Origin of the sequence: Streptomyces sp. NPDC048523, assembly GCF_043199815.1 — a bacterium.
Taxonomy (GTDB): domain Bacteria; phylum Actinomycetota; class Actinomycetes; order Streptomycetales; family Streptomycetaceae; genus Streptomyces.
Genome location: NZ_JBICWQ010000007.1, coordinates 97,214 through 123,144, shown reverse-complemented (window position 1 = coordinate 123,144; position 25,931 = coordinate 97,214). Strand labels below are relative to the sequence as shown.

19 protein-coding genes are annotated in these 25,931 nt (G+C 72.3%); 11 read left to right on the top strand and 8 right to left on the bottom strand.

From position 1 onward, the window contains the following. The first annotated feature begins 31 nt into the window (after positions 1-31). Positions 32-1,504, top strand: coding sequence for a glycoside hydrolase family 3 protein (locus ACGFWE_RS32740; protein ID WP_393603628.1), 1,473 nt, complete (start codon positions 32-34; stop codon positions 1,502-1,504). A gap of 63 nt (positions 1,505-1,567) precedes the next feature. Here the strand turns inward: ACGFWE_RS32740 and ACGFWE_RS32735 are convergent, their stop codons facing one another. After that, positions 1,568-2,833, bottom strand: a complete 1,266-nt coding sequence (locus tag ACGFWE_RS32735; RefSeq protein ID WP_352382012.1) for a glycosyl hydrolase — start codon at positions 2,831-2,833, stop codon at positions 1,568-1,570. A gap of 15 nt (positions 2,834-2,848) precedes the next feature. Between ACGFWE_RS32735 and ACGFWE_RS32730 the strand changes: the two genes are divergently transcribed. Both ACGFWE_RS32730 and ACGFWE_RS32725 read left to right on the top strand, forming a co-directional pair. Further along, entirely contained in the window at positions 2,849-3,925 is a 1,077-nt protein-coding gene (locus ACGFWE_RS32730) for a BadF/BadG/BcrA/BcrD ATPase family protein (RefSeq protein WP_352382011.1), read from the top strand. Positions 3,926-3,933: 8 nt separating this feature from the next. Beyond that, entirely contained in the window at positions 3,934-6,162 is a 2,229-nt protein-coding gene (locus ACGFWE_RS32725; protein WP_352382548.1) for a glycoside hydrolase family 3 N-terminal domain-containing protein, read from the top strand. Here the strand turns inward: ACGFWE_RS32725 and ACGFWE_RS32720 are convergent. From ACGFWE_RS32720 to ACGFWE_RS32695, 6 genes are all read right to left on the bottom strand, one after another. Continuing rightward, positions 6,126-7,010, bottom strand: a complete 885-nt coding sequence (locus tag ACGFWE_RS32720) for a carbohydrate ABC transporter permease (protein WP_393603626.1) — start codon at positions 7,008-7,010, stop codon at positions 6,126-6,128. The two genes, ACGFWE_RS32725 and ACGFWE_RS32720, sit on opposite strands and share 37 nt — an antisense overlap. Then, positions 7,007-8,029, bottom strand: a complete 1,023-nt coding sequence (locus ACGFWE_RS32715) for a carbohydrate ABC transporter permease (protein WP_393603624.1) — start codon at positions 8,027-8,029, stop codon at positions 7,007-7,009. The genes ACGFWE_RS32720 and ACGFWE_RS32715 overlap by 4 nt, the downstream gene beginning before the upstream one ends. Further along, complete coding sequence (locus ACGFWE_RS32710) at positions 8,029-9,399, bottom strand: extracellular solute-binding protein (RefSeq protein WP_393603622.1); 1,371 nt, start codon at positions 9,397-9,399, stop codon at positions 8,029-8,031. The genes ACGFWE_RS32715 and ACGFWE_RS32710 overlap by 1 nt, the downstream gene beginning before the upstream one ends. Positions 9,400-9,516: 117 nt before the next feature. Then, positions 9,517-10,158 carry a peptidyl-prolyl cis-trans isomerase gene (locus ACGFWE_RS32705; RefSeq protein ID WP_393603620.1) on the bottom strand — a complete coding sequence of 214 codons (642 nt, stop codon included), beginning with the start codon at positions 10,156-10,158 and terminating at the stop codon, positions 9,517-9,519. Then, entirely contained in the window at positions 10,155-14,369 is a 4,215-nt protein-coding gene (locus ACGFWE_RS32700; protein WP_393603618.1) for an NEW3 domain-containing protein, read from the bottom strand. The genes ACGFWE_RS32705 and ACGFWE_RS32700 overlap by 4 nt, the downstream gene beginning before the upstream one ends. A gap of 110 nt (positions 14,370-14,479) precedes the next feature. Further along, positions 14,480-15,364 (bottom strand): MurR/RpiR family transcriptional regulator, encoded by an 885-nt coding sequence (locus tag ACGFWE_RS32695; RefSeq protein ID WP_393603616.1) that lies wholly within the window; start codon positions 15,362-15,364, stop codon positions 14,480-14,482. A gap of 122 nt (positions 15,365-15,486) precedes the next feature. Here ACGFWE_RS32695 and ACGFWE_RS32690 point away from each other — a divergent pair, with 122 nt between their 5' ends. The 4 genes from ACGFWE_RS32690 (at position 15,487) to ACGFWE_RS32675 (ending at position 18,230) form a co-directional block, all read left to right on the top strand. Beyond that, a complete protein-coding gene (locus ACGFWE_RS32690; protein ID WP_352381998.1) occupies positions 15,487-16,251 on the top strand; it encodes an SIS domain-containing protein in 765 nt (254 codons plus the stop codon). Then, positions 16,248-16,379, top strand: a complete 132-nt coding sequence (locus ACGFWE_RS32685; RefSeq protein ID WP_393603614.1) for a hypothetical protein — start codon at positions 16,248-16,250, stop codon at positions 16,377-16,379. The genes ACGFWE_RS32690 and ACGFWE_RS32685 overlap by 4 nt, the downstream gene beginning before the upstream one ends. Positions 16,380-16,450: 71 nt before the next feature. Next, entirely contained in the window at positions 16,451-16,696 is a 246-nt protein-coding gene (locus ACGFWE_RS32680; RefSeq protein ID WP_393603612.1) for a hypothetical protein, read from the top strand. A gap of 190 nt (positions 16,697-16,886) precedes the next feature. After that, positions 16,887-18,230, top strand: coding sequence for a protein kinase (locus ACGFWE_RS32675; protein ID WP_393603610.1), 1,344 nt, complete (start codon positions 16,887-16,889; stop codon positions 18,228-18,230). A 211-nt stretch (positions 18,231-18,441) separates the two neighbouring features. Here ACGFWE_RS32675 and ACGFWE_RS32670 read toward each other — a convergent pair whose 3' ends face one another. Next, positions 18,442-19,482: a lysylphosphatidylglycerol synthase transmembrane domain-containing protein gene (locus ACGFWE_RS32670; protein WP_352381994.1), complete on the bottom strand. Its 1,041-nt coding sequence runs from the start codon at positions 19,480-19,482 to the stop codon at positions 18,442-18,444. A 495-nt stretch (positions 19,483-19,977) separates the two neighbouring features. Between ACGFWE_RS32670 and ACGFWE_RS32665 the strand changes: the two genes are divergently transcribed. From ACGFWE_RS32665 to ACGFWE_RS32650, 4 genes are all read left to right on the top strand, one after another. After that, the gene (locus ACGFWE_RS32665; RefSeq protein WP_393603608.1) at positions 19,978-23,190 is read left to right on the top strand and encodes a BTAD domain-containing putative transcriptional regulator; all 3,213 of its coding nucleotides are present in this window, start codon (positions 19,978-19,980) and stop codon (positions 23,188-23,190) included. A gap of 253 nt (positions 23,191-23,443) precedes the next feature. Then, positions 23,444-24,109: a M15 family metallopeptidase gene (locus tag ACGFWE_RS32660; protein ID WP_393603606.1), complete on the top strand. Its 666-nt coding sequence runs from the start codon at positions 23,444-23,446 to the stop codon at positions 24,107-24,109. A gap of 96 nt (positions 24,110-24,205) precedes the next feature. Further along, on the top strand, positions 24,206-24,688 hold the full coding sequence (locus ACGFWE_RS32655; RefSeq protein WP_393603605.1) for an RNA polymerase sigma factor: 483 nt from the start codon (positions 24,206-24,208) through the stop codon (positions 24,686-24,688). A 102-nt stretch (positions 24,689-24,790) separates the two neighbouring features. Continuing rightward, entirely contained in the window at positions 24,791-25,927 is a 1,137-nt protein-coding gene (locus ACGFWE_RS32650) for a C40 family peptidase (protein WP_393603603.1), read from the top strand. Positions 25,928-25,931: the final 4 nt, after the last annotated feature.

Genomic DNA, 25,931 nt, shown 5'->3' with positions numbered 1-25,931 from the left:
TTTCGGCTGAGCGAGCCAGAGGATTCCAGGGGTGACGCCTACCGAGTACCCGTCTGCCCGCACCGCCCTCCCCGTCGACCTCGACGAGGCCGCCCACCGCTGTCTCGTCGCCGGGTTCGAAGGCACCACGGCCGTCCCCGACACCCTCAAGCGGCTCATCGACCGCGGGCTCGGCGGGGTCATCCTGTTCACCCGCAACGTGCGCGACGCGGAACAGGTGCGCCGCCTCACCGACACCCTGCGGGCCCTGCGCCCCGACCTGCTGGTCGCCATCGACAACGAGGGCGGCGGCATCGGGCACCTGGTCGCCGCGGGCGCCCCGGAGGTCCCCGGCTCCTACGCCCTCGGCGTCGTCGACGACCCGCACCTCACCGCCCGCTGCGCCGACGCCCTCGCCGGACACCTGGCCACCCTCGGCATCACCGCCTCCTACGCCCCCGTCGCCGACGTCCAGCGCGAGGCCGGCAACCCGATCGTGCGCACCCGCGCCTTCGGCACCGACCCCGAACTGGTCTCCCGGCACCTGAGCGCCTGGATCGCGGCCACCGAGGCGCGCGGCATCGCCTCCTGCGCCAAGCACTTCCCCGGGCACGGCGGCACCCTCACCGACAGCCACCACGAAGTCGCCGTCGATCCGCGGCCGTACGAGGAACTCGACCTCGGCCCCTTCCGGGCCGCGATCGCCGCGGGCGCGCCGATGCTGATGAGCGCGCACGTCGTCTTTCCGGCGCTGGACGCCAACCGGCCGGCCACGCTCAGCCGGCGCATCCTCGGGGATCTGCTGCGGCACGAGCTCGAGTTCGACGGAGTGCTGGTCAGCGACGCGCTGGAGATGAAGTCGATCGCGGACCTGTACGGGGAGGCCGCGGGGGCGCGGATCGCCCTCGCCGCCGGAGCGGACCAGGTCATCGTCGCCGTGGCGGATCTGGGGGTGACCCTGGACTGCCGGGACGCCGTGCTCGAAGCGCTGCGGGACGGGGTGCTGGGCGAGGAACGGGTGCGGGAGGCGGCGGGGCGGGTGCAGCGGCTGGTGGAGCGGTATGCGACGCCGGCGGACGAGGTCGCCGTATGGGACGACGGGGCGGGGCTGGAGGCGGCTCGGCGGGCTGTGCGGGTACCTCCGGTGGGTGTGCGGGGGGCCCATGTCGTGGACCTGTTCCCGGCGCCGCACCCTGCTCTGAACTGGGGTGGGGAGGACCTGTTGACCGAGGTGCTGGCCGTTGATCCGACGGCCACGGGGACGGCGGTCGCGGGGGAGCCGGCGGATCTGGACGGTGTGGTCGAGGGGATTCTGGCCAAGGCCGGGAGTGCTCCGCTGGTCGTGGCTACCTGTGATGAGGGGCTGTCTCCGTGGCAGGCCCGCATGAGGGATGAGCTGGTGGCCCGGCGGCCGGGGGCGGTGCGGGTGGCCACGGGGCTGCCGGAGAGGGATGCTGTTTGCTCTTATGGGCGGGGGAAGGCCAATTTGCGGGCGGTGGCCGAGGTGCTGGTCGGGGCGCGGTGACGTATCTGCGGCCCGGTGGGGGCTGGTCGCGCAGTTCCCCGCGCCCCTGAAGGGGCGCTCACCTTACCGAAGTCGTATGAGCTCCTTGATTCCCTTCGACGCCAGGTAAGTGTCATCCTCCGCCTGTTCCGCCAGTACCACCGCAGGACGCACCCCCTGCCGGCGCAACCGCATCCACTCCTCGAAGTACGCCCCGCCCGGTCCAGACACCGATCGCGTGGACGGTGTGCAGTCCAGGACCAGGGCCGCTTCGCGCGGCTCAGCCGACAGTGATCCAGCGCGCAGTTCGGCGATCGTCGCCGCCACCGCCTCCGCGATCGGCTTGGGCCGTCCCTTCGAGTCGAAGAGCCCCAGCGTGTACTCCAGTTCCGGGAAGTCCGACAGTGAGCGGTCCACGTCGTGGGAGCACCACCACGTCACGCCCCACAGGTCCGCGCACCCCGAGGCGTTCAGGATCGTCTCGCGGGCGAAGTGCGGGGCGTCGGCGGCCGGGATGTGGGGTTCGGGGGCGCCCGTCTCCTGGATCCAGACCGGGCGGGACGGGTCTTCGGCGTAGGCCTTGGCGAGTTCCGTGCCGTACTCGGCGAGGTGCAGCACCTGCGGGGAGCGCGGGCCGTAGAGGCTCGCGCAGCCGCCGGAGAAGACCCAGGGGTGGACGGTGGTGACGTCCCCCTTGCGGGCCGACGCCTGTGGGGTGAAGGGGTGGTCGTCGCCGTACCAGGCCGCGTCGTAGGCGGAGTGCGTGACCAGGCCGCCGTTCGTGCCGAGGCCCTCCCGGGCGGCCGCGAGCAGGGAGTCCAGGTAGTGGTCGACCTCGGCCGCGGTCACCGGGTTGTGCTCGACGAGGTTGTTGAGCTCGTTGCCCAGCTGGAGGCCGATGAGGTTCGGGCGGCCGGCGAGGGCGCGGCCGAGGGTGCGGAGCAGGTCCGCCTGGGCGTCGATCGCCTCCGGGTCGGTGAAGACGTTGCGGTGGTGCCAGCTGCGGGTCCACTCCGGGTAGAAGTCGAAGCTCGACAGATGGCCCTGGACGCCGTCCACCAGCACGTCGAGGCCCGCCTCGGCGGCCAGGTCGACCAGCTGGGCCAGCTCGTCCACGGCGGCGGTGCGGATCAGCGTGCGGTTGGGCTGCAGGAGCGGCCAGAGGTGGAAGACCCGGACGTGATCGAGGCCGAGCCCGGCTATCTGGTCCAGATCCGCGCGGGTGCGGGCCGGATCGAAGTCGTGCCAGGCGTGGAACCAGCCGTGGCGGGGCGTGTAGTTGACGCCGAAGCGGAGCGTGGGAATGGGATCCTCCTCGGGCCGGGCCCTTGTCCTGCACGAATGTATCAATCACCATAGTCATCGATGGGTAATGATTTGAACCATGAACCGCGCGACGGGGGCGACTTGGTCGTCGGCCTCGACGCCGGCGGCACCCGCACCCGTGCGGTCCTGGCCGCCGCCGACGACGGTCACGTGCTGGGCGAGAGCACCGGCGGCCCCGGCAACGCCATGACGGTCCCGGTCCCGCAGCTCACCGACCACCTCACCGAGACACTCGCCCGGGTGCTGCCCGAGGCGGTGCGCGCCCGGGTGGTGGCCGTGACCGGCGGTTTCGCGGGCGCCACAGCGGCCTCCGAGGACGACCCCGGCACCGGCAGGGCACGCACCGCCCTCACCGAGGCCCTGCGCCGCCTCGCCGTCCCGACCGGCCGGGTCGGCGTCTGCAGCGACATCGAGGCCGCCTTCGCCGCCGCCCCCGGCATCCCCTCCGACGGTCTCGCCCTGGTCGCGGGCACGGGCGCGGTGGCCATGCGCATCACCGGCCGGCACGCCACGACCACCGTGGACGGCGACGGCTGGCTTCTCGGCGACGAGGGCAGCGGCTTCTGGATCGGCCGCAGCGCGGTCCGCGCCGCCCTGCGCATGGCCGACGGCCGCGGCCGTCCGACGGTCCTCGCCGGCTGGCTCGGCCACGCCCTGGACCTGCCGGTCGACGTCCTCCCGAAGGGCGGAATCCCTTCCTACGACCGTGGCGGCACCGTCCTGCCGAGCGGTACCGCGGCCCACCCCACCGGCGTCCCCGGCTGGGAACGCGCCCGGCGTGAGGACTTCCGCCGCCATCTGCTGCCCGCCGTCCTGGCCGATCCGCCGATCCGGCTGGCCCGTTTCGCCCCGCTGGTCGCCGAGGCGGCCGCCGAGAAGGACGCCGTGGCCGAGACCATCCTGAGCGAGGCGGCGGACCACCTGCTGGAGTCCGTACGGGCGCTGGATCCCCGCCCCGGCGAGCGGATCGTCGCCACGGGCGGGCTCCTCGGTCCCGAGGGGCCGCTCACCACCCCGCTGGCTGAACGGCTCCAGGCGCACGGCCTCACCCTGGACTGGGTGGCCGACGGCTGCCCCGGCGCGGTCGCCCTCGCACGGCTGGCCCACCTGTCGTGAGCGAGGCCATGTACCGCGAGGCCGTGTACCGCGACCCCGCCGCCCCGCTCGAAGCCCGCGTCCAGGACCTCCTGTCCCGAATGACCCTGCGCGAGAAGGCAGGCCAGCTCAACCAGCGGATGTACGGCTGGGACGCCTACCGCCGCACCCCCGACGGCGGCTTCGAACTCACCGAGGCCCTGCACGCCGAGACCGACCGCTTCGAGGGACTCGGCGCCCTGTACGGCCTCCAGCGCGCCGACGCCTGGTCCGGGGTGGACCACGAGAACGGACCCGGCGCGCGGGACGGGGCCGCCCTCGCCGAGCTGGTGCAGCGGCATGTCGTGGCCCGGAGCCGGCTCGGCATCCCCGCGCTGTTCGTCGAGGAGGTCCCGCACGGACTCATGGCCCTCGACGGCACGGTCCTCCCGGTCAACCTGGCGATCGGCGCCACCTGGGACCCCGCCCTGTACGAGCGTGGCGCCGCCCACGCCGCCGCCGAACTGCGCGCCCGCGGTGGCCACGTGGCCCTCGTCTCGGCGCTGGACATCTCCCGCGACCCGCGCTGGGGCCGCACGGAGGAGTGCTTCGGCGAGGACCCGTACCTCGCGGCCCGGCTGACGCAGGCGCTGGTCCGGGGCATGCAGGGAATGCAGGGCAGCTACTCGGACGGCCTCTTCGCCGCCGACAAGGCGCCCGTCGTCCTCAAACACTTCGCCGGGCAGGGTGCCACCGTCGGCGGCCGCAACTCCGCCGAGTCGGAGCTGGGTTGGCGTGAGCTGCACGAGATCCACCTGCCCGCCGCCCGGGCCGGTGTCCGCGCCGGTGCCGCCGCCGTCATGGCCGCGTACAACGAGGTCGACGGCATGCCCTGCTCCGGCAACCGCGCCCTGCTCACCAGTCTGTTGCGCGAGGAGTGGGGCTTCGACGGGCTCGTCATGGCGGACGGCCTCGCCGTCGACCGGCTGGCCCGGATCACCGGCGACAAGGTCACCGCGGGCGCGCTCGCCCTCAACTCCGGTGTCGACCTGAGCCTTTGGGACGAAGGCTTCACCCACCTGGAGGAGGCGGTCGAGCGGGGACTGGTCAAGGAGACCGTCCTCGACGCCGCCGTCGCACGTGTCCTGCGCCTGAAGTTCCGGCTGGGACTGTTCGAGCGACAGCACCCCACGGCCCCCGCGCCGGCCGGCGGGGACGAGCTCAGCAAGGAGGTCGCCCGGGCCGCCGTCACCCTCATGCGCAACGACGGTGTGCTGCCCATCGGCGGGAACGTCTCCCGGATCGCCGTGCTCGGGCCCCAATCCGCCACCACCGCGCACCAGTTGGGCGACTACACGGCTCCGCAGCGCCCAGGCACCGGCAGCAGCGTCCTCGACGCCCTGCGCAGGCTCGCCCCGCCCGGCCTCGACATCCGCCACGCCCCGGGCTGTGCCCTCACCGGCGACGACCTCTCCGGCATCCCGGCGGCGATCGCCCAGGCCGCCGCGTCCGACCTCGCCGTGCTGGTACTGGGCGGCAGCAGCGCCCGTACGCCCGGGACCGAGTTCGACGCCAACGGGGCCGCGCGCACGGCGGTCTCCGAGATGACCTGCGGCGAGGGCGTCGACCTCGCCGGGCTGCGGCTGGGAGGTGCTCAGTACGCGCTGCTGGACGCCGTGGTGGCGACGGGCACACCGACCGCGGTCGTGCTGGTCCAAGGGCGCCCGCACGTGCTGCCGGACACCGCGCCCGCCCTGCTCACCGCCTGGTACCCCGGCCCCTGGGGCGGCGAGGCGATCGCCGAGGTGCTGCTCGGACTCGCGGAACCGGCGGGCCGCCTGCCGGTGTCCGTCCCCCGCTCGGCGGCCCAACTCCCCGTCCACTACAACCACAAGGACACCGAGTACGGCGGATACGTCGACGACAGCGCCGAGCCGCGGTACTCCTTCGGGCACGGGCTGTCGTACACGAGCTTCGCGTACGGCGAGCCACGCCTCACGGGACGCACGGTCGAGGTGGACGTCACCAACACCGGTCGGCGGTACGGGCGTACGGTCGTCCAGGTCTATCTGCGTCGGCTGATCACCCCCACCTGGCCGCGCACCCTCGAACTGTGCGCGTTCGAGGGGGTGAGCCTGGCGCCGGGCGAGCGCCGTACGGTGACCCTGCCTCTGGAGGGCATCGGCGGCACGGTCGAGATCAGGGTCGCCGCGTCCGCCCGGGAGGCGCTCGGAGCCCGGGGTCAGAGCTTGACGGCCCCCGACGAGACGCCCTTGTAGAACCACCGTTGGGTGATCACGAACAGCACCAGCACCGGGACCACCGAGATCACCGAACCGGCCATGACCATCCGCTGGTCGTAGCCGAACGACGAACTCTGCAGGCGCGAAAGCCCCAGCGTCAGCGTCATGTTGCTCTCGGAGCGCAGCACGATCAGCGGCCACAGGAAGTCGTCCCAGGCGCTGATGAAGGTGTTGATGACGACCACCAGGATCGCGCCCCACGCGGACGGCAGATACAGGTGCCGGAAGCGCTGCCACTCGTTCGCGCCGTCGAGCATGGCCGAGTCCTCGATCTCGCGCGGGACCGCGAGGAACGCGCCGCGCATGAGGAGGACGTTGATGGCGCCGACGAAGCCGGGCAGCCACACGCCGGCCAGGCTGTCGACCAGGCCCATGTCCCGGATGCTCAGGAACAGCGAGACCATGATCGACTCGAAGGGGAACATCATCGAGGCGATCAGGACCACCCAGACCGCCCTGCGGCCCTTCCAGCCGGGCTTGGAGAGCATGTAACCGGCGGTGGTGGAGAACACCAGCTGGCTGGTGACCGACAGGGCGACCACGATCAGGCTGTTCTTGATGTACGTGCCGACCGGCACCTGGTCGAAGACGGTCCGGTAGGCCCGCAGGGTCGGGTGGTGGGGCAGCAGGGAGGCGTTGGAGCCGAAGACGTCCTCGCCGGTGCCCTTCAGGGAGGCCAGAAGCTGCCAGAGGAGCGGGCCCACGGTGAGGCCGAGGACCAGGAACAACAGCAGATAGCGGACGATCAGCTCGCGGGGGCGCCCGTAGTCCCGCCAACGCGGCGTCAGGCGGCGGCGCTCGGGGGCGACAGCGGTCGTCGTCATGCCTCGTCCTCCTTCGTCAGGCGCTGCGCCAGCAGGGTCAGCCCCAGCGTCAGCAGGAACAGGGCCACGCTGACGGCCGAGCCGTAGCCGGCGTTGCCGGTGAGGGGGTCCAGGCCGACGTCCCGGATGTAGAAGGGCAGGGTGCGGTCGGCGCCACCGGGGCCGCCGGTGGAACTGCCGAGCATGTAGATCTCGGTGAACACCCGGAGCGAGCCGATGCCGGTGAGGGTGCCGACGAGCATCATGGCCTGCCGTACGCCGGGCACGGTGATGTGCCAGAAGCGGCGGGCCGCGCCGGCGCCGTCCATGGCGGCCGCCTCGTGGAGTTCCTTGGGGACGTTCCCGAGGGCGGCCAGGTAGAACACCATGTACCAGCCGAGGCCCTTCCACAGCGTCAGGCCCATCGCGGACAGCAGGATCAGCCAGGAGTCGGAGAGGAAGGGGATGGCGGACCTGATCAAGTGGGCCCTCTGCAGCCAGGTGTTGACCAGGCCGTCGTCGGCCAGCAGCCACTGCCAGCTCAGACCCACGACCACGCTGGAGGCCAGCACCGGGGTGTAGAAGGCGGACCGGAAGAAGCCGATGCCCGGCAGGTTCTTCTCCACCAGCACGGCGAGGAGGAGGGGCAGCAGCACCATCAGCGGTACGACGATCAGGGCGTACAGGATGCTGTTGCGGGTCGCGAGCCAGAAGTCCGAGTCGTCCAGCATCCGCGTGTAGTTGTCGAGCCCGACGAAGCTCGACGCGCCGCCCAGCGGCTTGGCGTCGGTGAAGGACAGCAGGACCGTGTTGAGGAACGGGAACACGCCGAAGATCACCGCGCAGGCGATCGCGGGCGCGGTCCACAGCCAGGGCAGCCACCAACGGCGGTACATGGCAGCCCCGTTGGCGCCGGGAGCGGGTCCCGGCAGGACGGCCCTGGCGAGGCGGCGGACGCGGGACGGGGCCGGGCCCGGTACGGAGACCTTCGCCTCCGCACCGGGCACGGACACCGGCTGCGTGGTGTGCGTCGCCGCCATCAGCTGCTCTGCTTCAGCAGCTCGTTCGCCTTCTCCTGGGCGTCCTTGACCGCGTCCGCCGCGCTCTTCTTGCCCTGCATGGCGAGCTGCACCTGGCCCACGATGGCGTTCTGCACGGCCGAGGAGATGTTGGTCTGGTACGCGGTCGCCGTCTTCAGCTGCTCGGCGACCAGCTTGCGGGCCTGGGCGAAGGGGTCGTCGCCGGTGACCTTCTGGAAGAACGGGTCGTCCAGCGAGGCCGAGGTGGTCGGGAAGATCACCACGTTCGGGTCCTTGCACCAGGCCGTCTGGTTCCGGGCGTCGGTGAGGAACTTCGCGAACGCCAGGGCCGTGGGGGCGTTCTTGCTGGTCGCCGCGGTCGCGATGTACTGCGGGGCGCCGGTGGTGTGGCCGAGCGCGTCGAAGGGCTGCTGGCCGACGGCGGTCCTGTCGTACACCGACGGGCTGTTCTGCTTCACGAACCGCACGAAGCTCGGGTTGGTCGAGCCGTAGGCGACCTTGCCCTGGCTGTAGAGGGTGGAGGGGTCGTTGCTGGAGGACAGCGAGTCCTTCGGCATCGCGCCCTCCTTGTACAGCTTGGTCATCCACTGGACCCACTGGACCGTGCGCGGGTCGTCGGCGAAGACGGCGGACTTGCCGTCGGCGGAGAGCGTCCTGATGTTCATCTGGTCCCAGTCGGCCGGGATCCGCCACACCGGGTTGGCCATCGTCGCGTAGAACTTGCCCTTGCCCGCCTCGGCGACCTTCTCGTAGTCGGCGAACAGCCCGAAGATCGTGGTCGGCGGCTTGGCCGGGTCGACGCCCGCCTGCTTCAGCAGATCGGTGTTGTACGTCAGCAGGATGCCGCCCGTGTACCAGGGCAGCACCGTGTGCACCGAGGTGCCGGAGGCATCCTTCATCACGCTGGACTTCCAGAAGGCCGGCACGAACGGCTTCGAGGCGTCGGGGTCCTTGACGCCGAGGTCGAGCAGGTAGCCGGCCCTGGTGAGCGAGGTCGCGGTCGGGGAGTCGGTGTTGAGGACGTCCGGGAGGGTGCAGGCCTGCGCGTCGGCGACCGTGCGCTGGCTGAACGTGGCGTCCCCGGGGTCGTCGATCCACTTGACCTCGGTGCCGGGGTGGGCCTTCTCGAAGTCCTTGATCACGCCGTTGAAGAAGGTGCCGAAGTCTTTCTTCAGGTTGGTCGTCTGGAAGGTGATGCTGCCCTTGACCTCGCCGGTGAGCTTGCCCGACCCGACGTTTCCCTTGTCGACCTTGCAGCCGCCGGCGGTGGCGGCACCACTGTCGGATCCGCCGCCGAGGCCGCAGCCGGTGGCCGCGAGTGACAGAACGGCGATACAGGTCAGGGTGCGGGTCAGTCTCTTCGCGCTCATGTGATGCCCCTCCACGGCTGGTTCAATGAACCAACTCCGACTCCGATTGATGAAAATGTGGACCAGAATTCATCGGAGGTCAATGGTTCCCGTGTTGCGTTTAGGTTCCGTACGAGATCAGTGCCGGTGTTCGTGGTCCGGGTGCGAGGGATCGCCGGGGTGTTCGTGCCCATGGGAGTACACGACGGTGCTCCTCGCCCGGTCCAGCCAGCCGAAGAAGGCGCGTCGGCCCGCCGCCCTTCGCAGCTCGCGTGCGATGCCGTCGCGGGCGGTGTCGTACGGCAGGAGGTCTTCCGGCCCCGTCGTCTCTCCGAAGGGGTCCACGCCCTGCCTGAGGGCCTCCGGGGTGAGGAAGCGGTCCCGGTTGAGGTCGTAGTAGTCCCGTACGGCCGTCTCCGGGACCGTCTGTTCGGCTTCCAGGGCGGCGAGGAGGGTGCGGGCGGCGGGGGAGTGGGCGAGGGCCGCGGCGACGATGCTGCCGAGGTCTGCCACGTCCGTCTCGGCGACGGCCAGGACGGAGAGGGGTGACGCCTCTTCCGGCACCTTCAGGCCCCGGTCGGCGCAGGCCCTTCGGGCGAGTTCGTCGGTGACGATCACTTGGGTGGCCCAGCGGCGGCGTTGTCTCGCGAGAGAGGGTGCCTCTGGTTGCCGTCGGGCGGGTGCGTGTTCGTGGTGGCCGGCCGGCGCTTCCAGGAAGGCGTTCACCCGTGCTGTCGGCAGTGGCTCGCCGTCTATCAGTGCCGCGTGTTCCGGCGTCACGGAGTCACCTCCAGGACTATGGCCTTCGTGTACGCCACCTGGCCGTTCCACGCCGCCTTCGCCATGAGCCAGTACGCGCCCGGTGGGATCGACGAACCGTCCACCTCGATCACGAACTCCCGCTCCTCCCCGCCCGGCACCGTGAAGCCCTGGAGCCCCGGCCCCACCCCCTGCCACGTGCCCCAGGGCGACACCGCCCACAGCTGACCGCCGACCGGGCCCCGGGTGGTGTTGCGCAGGCTCACCGGAACCTGAGCCCGCTCACCCCCGCGCACGGTGACCCGGTCGGCGGCCAGGTCGCACACCAGGCCCCGCCCCGGGGGCGGTCCGCCTGGTACGTCGAGGCCCACGGCGTCCTCGTACGTCTGGCCGCCGTACGGCAGCCGGGCCGTGAGCCAGTGCCGGCCGGGCTCGGCGCCCGGCGGCGGAGTCACCGTCACCTCGGCCAGCGAGAAGCCGCCGGGCCCGAGCGCGTACGGCAGTTCGGGGGGCTCGGCGGACCAGCCGGGCGGCACGTCGAAGACCACCGTGCCGTTCGCCGACGTGTCCGTGAGCTCGGAGCTGATCCGGACCGTGGCGGTGACAGGGCCGCTCGCGGTGAGCGCGGTGGGGGAGAGGTGGACGGACACCGGCATGTTGCCGCGGGGTGCGGGGCCGGAGTTGTGCAGCCAGTAGCGGGTGTGGACGGGCTGGGCGGGCTCGTGGGCGGCGACGCCGGGGTCGGTCCTCGGCTCGGGTGCCAGCGGGGGTGCGGCCAGGACGGTGGCCACCTCGAAGCCGGTGAGCCCGGCCTCCAGCGCCCCCTCGCCGTCCGGCAGCAGGGACTCCCCGGGCCTTTCCAGTACGTCCGCCCGGGCGCCCTCGGTCCAGGCGACCGGCCCGCGCACCCGCGCCCGCACCGGCCGCCCGTTCACCTCGTGCACGCGGACCACGATCCCGCGCCCCGGATCCGCGGGCGCCGCGCTGCCCCTGGCCAGCGGGGAACCGAGCGGCTTGAAGGCGTCGAGGAGCACCTCGCGGGCCGGCTCCACCGCCAGCAGGGAGATCTGCCGGGGCAGGAGCGCGGACTCGCTCCCGCCGCGCAGCCGAGCCGTGAGCGGATGGTTGAACTCATGCCCACGCGCGGGGAGTTGCAGGTCCCGCCAGTCGCCCTCGCCCGCGACGACCGCGTACTCGAAGGTGTGCGACCAGCGCTGGAGCTGGAAGCCCGAGCCGTCGGGGGCCGTGCGGCTGGGCGGGTCGATCCAGACGCCGGACGGCCAGCCGGTGCAGGAGCGCATCAAGGACATGTAGAGGTCGCCGGAGGTGGTGACCACACAGCCGGGCGTGCCCCGGTTCAGTACGGCGAACCCGCGTCCGTCCCAGGCGTCACCGGGCGGAAGTGCCTCGCCGCCGCCCGCCGCCGTGGCCGTGACGGTGAAGTCCTCCAGGTCCGCGATCAGCGCGTCGACGGCCTTCGCGTCCCCCGTACGGTCGGCGCCGGCGATCACCAGCAGCGGCAGCCGCTCCAGGTCACGCAGGTCGGCGCCGGGCACCCACTCCTCGCGCAGGGAGGCGCGCGGCGCGACCCACACCGCCGCCACGCCCCGTTCGGCGACCTGGCGGCGCAGCTCGCGGCCGGCGGCCGGGTCCATGGCGAGCGCCTCGGCGACCAGGGAGTTGCGCTCGGGGCCGCCGACTGCGATCCGGAGGTCGGGAAGGTTGGAGTCGACCTCCAGGTCGCCGTAGCGGGGCCCGCCCGCGACGGTCGAGGTCGCGGTGACGCCCGCGCGGACCAGGGCCGCCGCGAGCGGGGTGCCCAGGTCACCCGCCTCGTCCCAGTCGGCGTACACCAACTCGGCCACGCCGATGGACCGTTGACCCAGCAGGGCGCCGGAGTCGTCCCGCAGGGCCACCCGTGCCGTGGACCCCAGGGCGAACCAGGTGTTGGCCGGGTTGTCCAGCGTCCACGGGAACCGCTCGCTGTCCACCTCCACGAACCCGAACCCCCGTCCGATCACCGCGTCGGCGACCTCGTGCACGGGCAGCCCGCCGCGCACGTCGGAGGGCCAGCGGACCCGGATGAGGCGGTCGGCACCGTCGTAGCCGTCGATGGTCGTGGTGATGTCGAGACGGTCGACGCCCGTCCAGAGAGTGAGCGTCTGCGTGTACGTGAACAGGCCGAGGTCGGCGCGGACGGTGATCCGGGAGCCGGCCGGGGAGTGCTCGACCTCGACGTCGGCGCTCACGTCACGGCTGCGCGCGGCGGTCGTGCCGGTCGGGGTCAGGTGCCAGGGGCCCTCGCCGAAGCGCGGGTGCCTCGGGAACTCCTCCTGGACGACCAGCTCGTTGCCGAGGTCACCGGCGGGCAGCAGTTCCCGGCCGCCCTCGGCCAGGGAGCGCAGGCTGCTCACGGTGCCGCCGCGCGCGGGGTCGACCGTCACCTCGTAGAACTCGTTGCGGATGCTCATGCCCCCGCCGGAGGTCCACTCGGGGAGTGAACCGGCGGCCAGGGGAAGGGACTTGAGGCCCATGCCGGGCACCTGCGGGACGACGACCCGCAGGGTGCCGTCCTTCTCGCGTACGGCGGGCAGCGGCTGGAAGTCGTCGCCGACCGGTACCAGGCCCGGGTCGTCGACGGTCAGCACGTCCTGTCGTTCCCAGGTGGCGGAGTTGAAGACCACCAGATCGGGGCCGGTGCCCGGCTCGACCCGGTCGGCCAGTGCCTTTGTCGCGTCGGCGTGCACGGTCTCGGCGAGGTCGGCCAACTCCCGCCAGCCGGTGAGGAGATCGATGTACACCTGGTCCGACTCGGAGCCGGTGACGGCGTCGTGGTGGGCGCCGTAGACGAGTTGCCGCCACGCCTTGTCGAGGGCCGCGTCCGGATAGGGGTGCCCGGTGACGAGGGAGGCGAGGGTCGCCCAGGCCTCCGCGTCGGCGAGGAGTGTCTCGCCGTACCGCTGGGCCTGCTTGGTGTCGATGTAGGAGACGTCCTTGCCGGTGTAGATCGGGTTCATGTCCCGGGTCTGCGGCGAGGCCTTGCGGCCCTCTGCTTCCAGTTCGGCGCGTACGGCGGCGAAGAAGTCCCGGGGGATGCCGGAGACGAACCGGGGCCACACGTACCGGGCGTTCCAGTCCCGGTGGATGTCCATCACCCAGCGGCACGGCGGCGCGTAGTCCCCGCCGACCGGCAGCAGCACGTTCCGGGTGAGCGCGACCTTCTTGAGCCCTTTGAACAGCTTGAGGGCGGCGGCCTCCGCTGCGGGCAGGTCCGGCGCGCTGTCGATCGCCCAGCCGGCGGCGTAGTGGTTGACCATGTAGGCGGTCAGCAGCCCGCGTCCCGAGGGGGCGATCCACTCGAACTCGGCCGGGAACTGCATCCGCCCGGGATCGCGCGGCTCCTCCCCGAACACCGACATCGTCGGCCCCCACTGGTGGTGCGGCCCGCGCGCCCACGAACTGGAGGTCACCCCCGCGTCCGCCATCAGCCCCGGGAACTGCGGATCGTGCCCGAACGCGTCCAACTGCCAGGCCGTCTGTGGGGACGCCCCCATGATCCCGCGCTGGAACCCGTCGCCGTACAGCGCGTTGCGTACGGTCGCCTCGGCGCCGGTGAGGTTGGTGTTGGGCTCGTTGTAGGTGCCGCCCATGACCTCGACGCGCCCGGTGCGGATCAGTTCGCGCAGGAAGGCGCGCTCCTCCGGGAAGGCGTCCCAGTAGGGCTTGAGGTAGTCGACCTCGGCGAGCACGAAGGTGTACGCCGGGTCGCGCCGGGCCAGCTCGCTGTGGGCCCGCACCAGGCTCATCCCGGAGTCGCCGCGGTAGCCGAAGGGGCGGGCGGGCAGGCCGGTGGCGGCGGGGTCGTCGACCACGTCCCAGGTCTCGGTGTAGGCGGCCTGGGTGTTCCACCAGACGGGGTCGTAGTGGAAGTGGCTGACCATGAACATGGTCCAGCCGGGCTCGGCGACCGTGAACTCCCCAGTGCCGCTCGCGCTCTCGTCCCCGTCGGTCGCGGTGACCGTGATCGGTCCGCCGGCGCCGGTCACGGGTATCTCGGCGCGTACGGTGCCGTCCTCGCCGACGGTGACGACGGTCTCCCCGGTGCCGCGTCCCTCGACACGCACGTGGACCGAGCGGCCCGGGAGGTGCTCGATCCCGGCCGACACCACCTGGAGCGGTTCTTCGGGGGTACCGACGAACAACTCGGTCGACTCAACAGAGGTGACGCGCATGGGGCTCCTACGAGATGACTCGGGGGAGCCCCATCCTGGCACCGAGAGGATGATTCAAACAACCATCATTGTGTTATCTCGGTGGTTCATCCATGCATGATCGTCCACAGTCAACGCGTGCGGCGGCCCTTTACCGCGTGCTGCGGGGTGATGTGGTCGGTCAGGGCGAGGGAGGCGCTGGCCCGTTGGTAGGCGACCTGGCCGACCCGGACGTAGAGGCAGTCGATGATCATCAGGACGGAGTGCCGGCCGCCGATGCTGCCGGTGCGGAAGCTGGTCTCCGAGGTCGATGAGATGAGCCGGATGTCGGCGGCCCTGGCCAGCGGGGAGCGCGGGTCGGTGGTGATGGCGATGGTGGTCGCGCCGCGCTCCTTGGCCATCTCGAGAGGTTCGAGGGTCTCGCGGGTGGCGCCCGAGTGGGAGATGCCGATGGCCACGTCGGCCGGGGTGAGCAGGGCCGCGGAGGTGGCCGCGCCGTGCACCTCGGTCCAGCCGCGGACCTGGCAGCCGATACGGAACAGCCGGGTCTCGGTCTCCTGGGCGACCGCGCCGCTGCCGCCGACGCCGTACACATCGATGCGGCGGGCCTTGGCCACCGCCTGGGCGGCGCGCTCCAGGGAGTCGAGGTCGATGCGCTCGATCGTCTGCTGGATCGCGCGCAGATCCGCGCTGCCGACCACCTGGACCACCCGCTCCAGAGTGTCGTCCGGGGAGATGTCGGGACCGATCTCGGCCGAACCCCAGTCGGAGACCTCGCCCCGGCCGCGCTCCTGCGCCAGCTCGATCAGCAGATGCTGGTAGGAGTCGAGTCCGACGGCGCGGCAGAACCGGGTCACCGTGGCCTGCGAGGTCCCGGTGCGGCGGCCCAGCTCGGCGGCGGAGCAGTGGGTGACGGCGGCCGGATCCTCCAGGATCAGCTCGCCCACTTTCCGCAGGGATCCGGGCAGCCGGGGCAGCTCGGTACGGATCAGTGTGGTGACGTCGGTCGGAGGCATGGAAAGAAGGTAACAGCCACCCTTGGAGCCATTGATTGAATACCAGGACCGTCCGGCTGCGGTTTGTTCATTCAATGATGGATAATTGTATGGTGGTTCAATCCATCAGTGGGGAGTGTCGCGTGTCCGTCGAGTCAGTCAGCGCCCAGGGCTTCGCCGAACAGAGCCTGGAGGTCCTCCGTCGCGTCACCGAGGCCGCCCGCGAGGACGTGCGCCGCGCCGCCGGGCTGATCGTCGACTGCATCCGCGCCGACGGTGTGATCCAGGCCTTCGGCACCGGCCACTCCCAGGCGATGGTCCTGGAGGTCGCCGGCCGAGCGGGCGGCCTGGTACCCACGAACCGGATCCAGATGTCCGACCTGGTCCTCTACGGCGGTGCCGCGCCGGGCGTGCTCGACGACCCGCTGCTGGAGCGCGAGCCGGGGGTGGCCGAGCGCCTTTACGAGCTCGCCGCTCCCCGGCCCCGGGATCTCTTCGTGATCATCTCCAACTCCGGTGTCAACAGCGTCATCGTGGAGATGGCGCTGCACGCGAAGTCGCGGGGGCACAAGATCCTCGCCATCACGTCCCTCACGCACACGGGGGCGGTGCCCGCGGGGCATGCGAGCGGCAAGAAGCTGGTGGACCTGGCGGACGTGGTGCTGGACAACGCGGCACCGGTCGGGGACGCGCTGCTGGCGCTGCCCGGAGGTGGGGCGGTGGGGGCGCTGTCCACACTGACCGGCGTGATGCTCGTGCAGATGGCTGTCACGGAGGCTTCGGGACTGCTGCTCGCCGCGGGTGAGCGGCCGCCGGTGTATGTCTCGGCCAACGTGCCCGGTGGGTTCGAGGGCAACGTGGAGTTGGAGAAGCGGTACGCGGGGCGGGTTCGGCGTACGGCGACTTGACGGACCGGCAGACGGCGATCGTCCGCTGCATCACCGAGGCGGTCCTGCGGCAGGGCTGCCCGCCGTCGATGCGGGAGATCGGCCAGGCTGTGGAGCTCGCCAGTACATCCTCGGTCGCCTACAACTGACCGGCGGGCTGGGGCGGGCCCGGCTGAACCAGACGCAACTCGCCGCCCGGGCGGAGCTGGGGCGCACCACCGTGTCGGAGGCGCTCTCATCCAAGAAGCCCGTGCCGTCGAGAGAGACGGTGGCGGCACTGGCCGGCGCGCTGAAGCTGCCGGTGCAGCAATTGCTGGTGTTGCAGCGGACGGCGGCCGAGGAGCCGGGCACGGTCACCACGGGCGGGCCGGGGCGTGCGATCGGGGAGTGGGAGCCGCATGATCTGGAGGTTCTATCCCCCTTTCAATCCCAAAGGCGTTTTCGAGACGGCCGTCCAGTCGGCTGACGCATCCGCCCTGCTCCCCGCCGAATCGGCGGGTATGAGGACAGCCACGGCGGGTACACACGACGGAGCTTTGTAGAGGTCCGCGTCCAGTTCGCGGCGCAGCCCCGGGAGACGACACATGAAGGCCCGCCGATCAGCCTTCCCCACGGCACTTCGCACGCCCGCCGAAGTGGTAGCCGATCGGTACCGGTTGGGAGGCAAGCTCGGCTCCGGTGGCGCCGCCGACGTGTACCAGGGGTTCGATCTCCGCCTCAGGCGTCCGGTGGCCGTCAAGATCTTCCGAGCCGACGCCGACCCGGCGCTGGAGGGGCGTTTCGCGGACGAGGCCGTCCTGCTGGCGAGTCTGCGGCACCCCGGGCTGGTCACTCTCCACGACGCGGGGCGGTATGAGGACCGCCCGTATCTCGTCATGGAGTTGGTCAAGGGCCCCACGCTGGCCCAGCGCATCTCGTCAGGAGCCATGGAACCCGCACGTGTGGCCCGGCTCGGCACCGCCCTCGCAGGTGCTCTCGCCCATGTGCACGCGGCCGGCATCGTGCACCGTGACGTCAAACCGTCGAACGTCCTGCTGGACACCGCGGACTCTCCGCGCCTGGCCGACTTCGGCATCTCACGGATGATGGACGCCACCCGGCACACGGCATCCGGTGCGCTCCTCGGCACCGCCGCCTACCTGGCACCGGAGCAGGTGCTGGGTAAGGCCGTGGGACCAGCCGCCGACATCTACGCGCTCGGCCTGGTCCTGCTGGAGTGCTTGAAGAGTGAACTCGAATACGGCGGCACTCCCCTTGAAGCCGCTGTGGCTCGTCTGCACCGCCCTCCCGTGGTTCCGGGCTCGGTGCCTCCGCGGCTGGCCGAGCTCCTGCTTTCCATGACAGCTCTTGAGGACACGGCACGGCCTGACGCCCGGCAGTGCGCCGAGGCACTCTCCGCCCTGTCCGCCGAGGGCCTCATGCCAACCGCGGCGAACACTGTCGGCCCCGACGACGCCGACAGCGACAGGGACGCGCACGCCAGGGCAGGCACGCCCACCGAGGAAGGTCCCGCACCCACCGCGGCCGGGCCGAGCATCCGGCACCGGCTCTCGAGGCCGCTCCGCACCCGTCGCCCCCTCCTGGTCACCGGTGCGGCCGTGCTCACGGCGCTCCTCGGCACCACCCTGGCCGTCTCGCTGGACGGTGCGGAAAACAGCGCCGACCGGTCCGCGCCGGGCTCGGTCGAATCCACTCCGCTGCAGCGGTCCTCCCCCACGACCTCTGCGGAGAGCCCACAGAAAGCAACCAGGCAGTCGGCCGCATCCACGGCCGCGCCCCCATCGGAGGCTCCTCGTGCCTCGACGTCGGCAGCTTCCAACCCGCAGAGCCGTACGCTGTCGAGCGATCCGGCGAGCGGCTCGGACCCGGGGACGTCAGCGGATGGCAATGACGCGCTGAGCGGCCGGCCCCGCACGGGCGCCGCTCCAGCCAATGACAAGAACCCGTCCAAGAAGTCGACAAAGTCGAAAGGCCGGCCCGCGGGGAAGAAACACCGCTGATGGTTCCCGGCACTCCGAAGCCCACCTGAACCGGGCACTCATCACCATGATGACCCGGCGACTCACCCGCAAGAACCCCCGAATGCTCCGCAGGTGACAGCCGGCCGGTTCTCCCACGGCTGCCGGGACCTCGTCGAGGGCGAGAGTGTTCTGGACAGCAATGCACCGGGTTGAAAGACACCTACTCAGGCGTTTTGGTGCCGCCGGGTGTTCACAGCGCCTTTCGGTGGACCAGGGCCGACATGCACAGCACCCCCGGCAGCAGCGGCAGCCACACCGTCAGGACGCGGTAGCCGATGAGCGTCGCCGTGCCGACGCTCACCGGGACGCCGTAGACGGCCAGGGTGAAGACCATGGCCGCGTCCACCGGGCCGATGCCTCCGGGCGCGGGCACGGACCCGACCGCGCTGCTCGCGGCGAGGTACGCGAACGCGACCTGCGCCCAGGACAGCGTCACCCCGAGCGAGGCGCCGACCGCGTGGATCACGCTCGCCTGGAGCAGCGGTGCGGCGGCCGCGCCGCCCCACAGGGCGAGGACCCGGCTGGGCATGGTGTGCAGCCGGCGGGCGTCGGTCAGGGCGGTGCGCACGAACGTGACCGCCGGGCGGCGCAGCGGGCGGACGAGGGTCAACAGCAGCAGTGTCGCGCCGAGTCCGAGTCCCGCGGCCACCAGGGGCAGCAACAGCATCCGCCGGTCCGGGACCAGATCACCGAGCCGCAGCAGGCCGGGCAGGGCGACCATGAAGCCGATCAGGACGAGCGTCTTGGCGATCGGCCTGACCAGCGTGTACAGGGCGAGCGAGGCGGTGGCGCGAGCCAGCGGAACGCCCTGCGCCCGAAGGAAGCGCAGGGTCACGGCGTGGGCGCCGAGGCTCGCCGGCAGGACGTGGTTGGCGGCGCCGGCGGCGAACTGCGAGGCCACCAGGAGCCCCGACGGCAGCCGCTCGGGCAGCGCGCCCTGCCGTACGACGGAGGCGGAGATCCAGCCCAGGCAGGTGTAGCAGAACCCGACGAGCAGCCAGCCGGGGTCCGCCGAGGCCAGCCGCGCGGTGCCGTCGTACAGGGCACGCCAGTCCAGCGCCGCCCAGACGCCGATGAGCAGGAGGGGGAGCACGGTGAACAGACGGCGGCTGAGGCGGCTCAGGGAGCGGCGGGAGGCGGCGGGAGCGGGAGCCGGGGCGCTGATCGGAAGCGGGGCCGGGGCGGGCGCGGGGAGCGCCCCCGGGGGACCTTCGAGCGGAAGCAGGGACACGGCGCACGTCGTCCTTTCGCGTCATGTCCCGTGCGGGACACGGGGCATGACGGAGGCAAGGCGATGCAGAGGGGACGAGGGAAACGTGCCCACTCGGCGTGACGTTCAAATGTCCGGCAGCCGAAGGACCGCGGGCGGGGTGGGCGACACGGGGTGCGGCGGACCCGGCGGTCGGGTGCGGCGGGCCCGGCGGCCGGAAGCAGAGAGTCCGTTGCGAGAAATATCGGAGAGCCCTCATACGAGCGCCCCCGGCCGGCCGTCCCTCAGCTGAGGACCATTTCTGCCCACTGTCGAAATCCAGCCAACCGGCATTCGGAGGGGAAGCCCGGAGTCCGGCCGTCCACACCGGTGCGAGGCCCTGGTCAAGGGGCGCGGCACGGCGACCGACTGGCCCGATCCGGCCAGAGCCGCCCCGATCCCGTCGTCCGCGGACACCGCCCGTCGATATCGTCGAACCCGCATCCGTGGGGCGGGCGGTACGGCGATCGGGGAACGATGCTCCAGGTACGTCTTCTCGGTCCCGTTGAGGTCTGGGAGGGGAACCGGCGGGCCCCGCTCGGCGGGGTCAGACCCCTGGCGGTCCTGTCCGCACTCGTGGTCCACCTGGGCGAGGTGCTCTCCACCGAACGGCTCGTGGACTGTGTCTGGGACGAGCAGGCGCCCGCCACCGCCAGCGCCCTCGTCGCCACCCATGTCTCCGCGGTACGCCGTGCCCTGGCCCGCGTCGGCGAGGCGGAGGTGATCCGCACCCGGCCGCCGGGATACGTCGCCGACCTCGACGCCGGCCAGGTCGACGCCCGCCGCTTCGAGGAACTGCTCACGTCGGCCCGGGCGGAGGCCGCCGGGGGCCGCGCGGGCGAGGCCGCCGAGCTGCTGTCCGAGGCGCTGGGGCTGTGGCGGGGACAGGAGGCTCTCGAAGGACTGGGCCAGTCGTTCGCCCGGATCGAGGCGGCCCGGCTCGCCGAACTGCGGCTGGTCGCCCAGGAGGAGTCCTTCGGCCTCCAGCTGGAACTCGGCCGCGCGGACCGCACGATCGCGCCCCTGCTCGCGCACGTCGCCGCCCACCCCCTGCGGGAACGGCCGCGCGGCCAGCTGATGACCGCCCTGTTCCGCACCGGACGGGTCTCCGACGCCCTGCGCACCTACCAGGAGGGCCGCGAGGTGCTGCGCGAGGAGCTGGGGATCGACGCCGGGCCGGAATTGCGGGCGCTGCACAGGTCCGTCCTCACCAACGACCCCGCACTGCTCGGCCCCGGTCCCGAACCCCACGGCGCCTCCTCGCGGCAGGGCACCGGTACCCGGCCGCCCCACGCCGCCTCCTCGCCGCACGACACCGGCTCCCGGCCGTCGGCCCAGGACGCGGACGGGCTCTCGCGGGCCCGGCAGCGGGCCACGGACCCGGCAGCGGCCGCCGGCGGCACCGGCCCCGGCACCACGCATGCGCGGCCCGCGCCCTCCCATCTCCCCCCGGACATCGCCGACTTCGTCGGCCGGGCGGACCAGATCGACTGGGCCGTCTCGCTGCTGGGCCGCGTCGACGACCCCGGCCGTACCGCCCCGCCGATCGGGGTGATCTCCGGGCGCTCCGGAACCGGCAAGACCGCCCTCGCCGTCCACGTCGGCCACCGCACCGCCGAACTCTTCCCGGACGGCCGCCTGTTCGTGGACCTGCGGGCCGCCGACACCGCCCCGCTGCAGCCCGCCGACGCCCTCGCCCGGCTGCTGCGCGCCATGGGCGCCGGACCGGAGACCCTGCCGAGCTCCGTCGAGGAACTGACGGGGCTGTACCGCACGTACACCGGACACCGCCGCATCCTGCTGATCCTCGACAACGCCGCCGGTGAGGCGCACGTACGGCCGCTGCTGCCGCCCGGTCCCGGCTCCGCGGTGCTCGTCACGAGCCGGCGCCGGCTGGTGGCGCTGGAGGGCGCCGCCCACCTCGATCTGACCGTGCCGGACGAGGAGGAGGCCCTCGAACTCCTCGGACGGGTCGCCGGAGCGGACCGGATGCGCGCGGAGCCGGAACAGACCGCCGAGATCGTCTCCCTGTGCGGGCGGCTGCCGCTCGCCGTGCGCATCGCCGGGGCACGGCTCGCCGCCCGGCCGCACTGGGTGCCGGGCAGGCTCGCCGCCCGCCTGCGGGACGAGCGGCTGCGGCTCAACGAACTGCGCGCCGGGGACCTGGAGTTGCGCACCAGCCTGGAACTGGGTTACGCCGACCTCGATCCGCAGCAGCGGCGCGCGCTGCGCCGGCTGGCCCTGCTCGACCTGCCCGACTTCGCGGCCTGGATCGCCGCGCCCCTGCTGGACATCGGCACGGAGGAGGCCGAGGAGGCCGTCGAGCGGCTGGTGGACTGCCACTTCATCGATGTGATCGGCGTGGACGCCACGGGCCGCGGCCGCTACCGCATCCACGACCTGGCCCGCGAACACGCCCGCGAGCGCTGTCTGTCGGAGGAGAGCGCCGAGGAGCGGGCGGCGGCCGTACGGCGTCTCGTGGAGTGCTGGCTGGGACTGGCCGGGAAGGCCGCCGCGCGGGGCCCCGGCGGCACGGCACGGTACTTCCCCGAACCGGCCGCCGTACGGCCCCTCGACCCGCTCGACCCGCGGGCCGAGGAGGAGCTGCTCGAACGGCCCGCGGCCTGGTTCGCCGCCGAACAGGCCGGTCTGCTGGCGGCGGTGGAGTACTGCGCCGACCACGGGATGGACCGGGCCGCCCGGGACCTCGCCGGGGCGCTGATCGCGAGCTCGGTCGCGCTGTACAACCAGTTCGACGCCTGGTCCCGCTCGCACACCGCGGCCATGGCGGCGGTGCGGCGCAGCGGGGACGGCGAGGGCGAGGCGTGGCTGCTGACCGGTCTCGGCCAACTCCGTTACGAACAGGACGAGTTCGAGGAGTCGTACGCCTACTTCCGGGACGCCCTGCGGCTGTTCGAGGCCCATGGTGACGCGCAGGGTGTGGCCCAGGCCCTGCTCGGCATGGCCACGGCCCGGCGTGAACAGGCCTGCTACCCCGAGGCGTTGGAGCTGCTCGACCAGGCGCTGGAAAAGTACGGGCGGCTCGACGACCGCGGTGACCTGGCCCGGGTGCTCTACGGCCTCGGCTACGTGTACCGGGAGCAGGGTGACGACGCCGCCGCCCGCGAGGCCTTCGCGCAGGCCCTGGAGCTGTACCGGGCGGAGGACGACCGGCACGGCGAGGCACTGGTCCTGCGCGCGGTCGCCCTGTGCCACCGGGTGCAGGGGCAGTACCGGGACGCCGAGCGATTGCTGCGGGAGGTGCTGCGGGTCTTCGCCGGCCTCCACGACACGTTCGGCGTGATGTACACGGAGCAGTCGCTGGCCAAGGTGGAGCTGCGGCTGGGCCTCCTGGACGCGTCGCGCGAACGGCTCGGGCGATGTCTGGAGCTGTCCCGGGAGCGGCAGGACCGGTTCGGCGAGGCGCTGGTGCTGCGGACACTGGGGGAGTGGCAGCTGGCCGCCGGTGACACCGGGAGCGCGCGGGACCCGCTGGAGCGGGCACTGTCGCTGTGGGAGGCGTTGCGGCTTCCGCTGTGGCGGGCGCGGACGCTGTGGGATCTGGCGCGGGTGTGGGAGGCCGCCGGAGAGGCGGACGCGGCCGCGGGGGCCCGTGCCGAGGCGCTGCGCGTGTTCCGGGAGTCGGGGGCGCGGGAGGCACGGGAGCGGGAGACACCGGAGCGGGCGTAGGGGGACCTGGGTGAGGGGGCGGTGAGGGTGGCGAAAACGCGGGGGTGGTCGCGGAGTGGAGGGGATGTCGCGGCGGTCGTCTCCTGCAAGGCGAATCCGCCCTCGCCGCCACTATCGCCCGCGACCTCCAGCACAACCGCGAAACCGCCCGCGAAGCCCTACGCGACCATGTCGCGCGTCGCTGCAGACCCTCCCTCCGGAGCCTGCAGGGGATCTGCAGAGCATTTGCAGAGGACTCCGGGACGCTCCTCCCGTGACAGACATCATCACGCTCGCGGACCCCAGGGTCGCCGCGGTGACGCACGACGAGTGCGGGGAACCGCTCGTCGATCTGCGGGAGGAGGGGCAGTTGCTCCTCGATCCCCGGCAGGCCGACGACGAGGGCAGCTACGCCCATCTGAGGGCCGGCGCGCTGCGGCGGCTCGTGCGGGCGCAGCGGCTGCTGCCCACGGGGATCCGGCTGCTGGTGGTGGAGGGGTACCGGCCGCCCGACCTCCAGCGCCGGTACTTCGAGCAGTACGCGGCGACCATGCGGCGGGCCCACCCGGACGCGGCTCCCGAGCGGATCCGTGAACTGGCGAGCGCGTACATCTCGCCGCCGGAGGTCGCCCCGCACGTCAGTGGCGGCGCGGTCGACCTGACCCTGTGCGACCACGCGGGCCGCGAACTGCCGCTCGGCACGGAGGTCAACGCCACCCCGGAGGAGAGCGCGGGCGCCTGCCGCACCGACGCGCCCGGCATCGGCGCCCAGGCACGGGAGTACCGGGCCCTGCTGGGGCGGGTGCTCTTCGCGACCGGGTTCGTCAACTACCCGACCGAGTGGTGGCACTGGTCCTACGGCGACCGGTACTGGGCCCTGCTGCGCCGCGTACCCACCGCCCGCTACGGCCCCGCCGACCCGCCCCGCCCTCCGGCCTGACCACCGGAAGCGGGACACCGCAGGAATCACCGCAAGGGGGAAAGAAATGCACCACAGCCACGCCACCTGTCCGCCTCCACCGCGCGAGGAGGCCGGATGAGCCCGGGAGACTTCGACGCGTCCTTCACGGCCGACATGCCACGCCTGCGACGGCGGCTGCTGGCGCTGACGGGCAATCCGCACGACGCCGACGACCTGCTCCAGGAGACCTATCTGCGGCTCTCCCGGCGGGCCCGCTCCCAGAACCTGACCCAGCAGCAGCACCCGTACGCCTACACCTGCGCCGTCGCCCTCAACCTGCTGCGCGACTCCTGGCAGCACCCCTCCCGCCGCGAACGCACCACGGACCGGCTGCCGGAGGCCGGCTGGGACGGCGGACTCGACTCCTACGAGGCCTCCGCCACGGCGCTCGCGCTGCTCGGCATGCTCTCCGAGAAGGAGGCCGCCGCGGTGATCCTCGTGGACCTGGAGGGACTCACCCACGACACGGCCGGGGAGCGGCTCGGTGCCCACCGGGGCACGGTCCAGCGCAACCGCCTGCGCGGCCTCGCCAAGATGCGCGCCGCCCTCCGCAACTAGCCCGGGTGGCACACCCTCACGGGGGTGGGGTGTGCCACCCGTGTCTCCGCCTCGTCACCTCGCCACCGCGTCACCTCGACGTCTCGACCTAAGGAAGAGTCCTTGAAGACCATCAGCACGCGCCGTCGGACCAGCGGCGCGATCCTGGGCGCCTCGGCACTGGCGCTCACCGCCTTCTTCTCCGCCCCGGCCCACGCCGCCCAGGACGCCACCTGCGGTGTCCTCGCGCCCGGCGCCTCGGCCACCGCACAGGCCGCCGTCGACGCGGCCTGTTCGCAGATCGGCGTCTGGTACAGCTGGGGCGGCGGCCACGCGGCCACGCCCGGCGCCAGCTACGGCTTCTACGACGGCTCCGACCCGGACAGCCTCCACGACGGCGAGCGCAAGGGCTTCGACTGCTCGGGCCTGATGCGGTACGCCTACTACCGGGCGACCGGCAGGGACCTGCTCAACGGCACGACCGACGACCAGTTCCACAGCTCGCAGGCCACCGCCCGGTTCTCCGCCGGGCAGGGCACCGCCCCGCTGCTGCCGGGCGACCTGATGTTCTGGGGCAACGGCCACATCCACCATGTCGCCATGTACCTGGGCGGCGGCCAGATGGTCGAGGCGTACGAGTCGGGCACCCACATCCGGGTCACGTCCGTGCGCACCGGCGGCGACTACGCGGGCGCGATCCGGATCAACGGCTCCGGCACCCCCGTCCCGCCGCCCGCGAACGGCGGCACCGTCTTCGAGACCTGGGGCACCGGCGTGCGCACGCACCGGTCGCCGAGCGTGGGCTCCGAGGTCGTCGACACCTTCCCCGGACCGACCCAGGTGTCCGTCCAGTGCCAGCAGCACGCGGAGACCGTGACCGCCGAGGGCTACACCAACGACGCCTGGTCGAAGCTCGCGGACGGCTCGTGGGTGACCAACATCTACATCAAGGGCCCGGCCTGGCTGCCCGGCATCCCGGACTGCGGCGGCAGCAGCACCCCGCCGCCGTCGGGTGGCAGCAAGGCGTTCCAGACCTGGGGCACCGGGGTGCGCACCCACAGCGAGCCCAACGTCAACGCCGGCGTGGTCGACTACTTCGCCCAGCCGACCACGGTCAACGTGGTCTGCCAGAAGCACGCCCAGGAGGTCACGGCCGACGGCTACACCAACGACGCCTGGTCGAAGCTGACCGACGGCTCGTGGCTGACCAACATCTACATCAAGGGCCCGGCCTGGCTGGACGGCGTGGCCACCTGCTGACCGA

Bases quoted from the DNA above. Each gene is read 5' to 3' on its own strand.
- ACGFWE_RS32730 (WP_352382011.1), top strand. From the start codon at position 2,849: ATGGGTAATGATTTGAACCATGAACCGCGCGACGGGGGCGACTTGGTC.
- ACGFWE_RS32725 (WP_352382548.1), top strand. From the start codon at position 3,934: ATGTACCGCGAGGCCGTGTACCGCGACCCCGCCGCCCCGCTCGAAGCC.
- ACGFWE_RS32720 (WP_393603626.1), bottom strand. From the start codon at position 7,010: ATGACGACGACCGCTGTCGCCCCCGAGCGCCGCCGCCTGACGCCGCGT.
- ACGFWE_RS32715 (WP_393603624.1), bottom strand. From the start codon at position 8,029: ATGGCGGCGACGCACACCACGCAGCCGGTGTCCGTGCCCGGTGCGGAG.
- ACGFWE_RS32710 (WP_393603622.1), bottom strand. From the start codon at position 9,399: ATGAGCGCGAAGAGACTGACCCGCACCCTGACCTGTATCGCCGTTCTG.
- ACGFWE_RS32700 (WP_393603618.1), bottom strand. From the start codon at position 14,369: ATGCGCGTCACCTCTGTTGAGTCGACCGAGTTGTTCGTCGGTACCCCC.
- ACGFWE_RS32695 (WP_393603616.1), bottom strand. From the start codon at position 15,364: ATGCCTCCGACCGACGTCACCACACTGATCCGTACCGAGCTGCCCCGG.
- ACGFWE_RS32665 (WP_393603608.1), top strand. From the start codon at position 19,978: ATGCTCCAGGTACGTCTTCTCGGTCCCGTTGAGGTCTGGGAGGGGAAC.
- ACGFWE_RS32655 (WP_393603605.1), top strand. From the start codon at position 24,206: ATGAGCCCGGGAGACTTCGACGCGTCCTTCACGGCCGACATGCCACGC.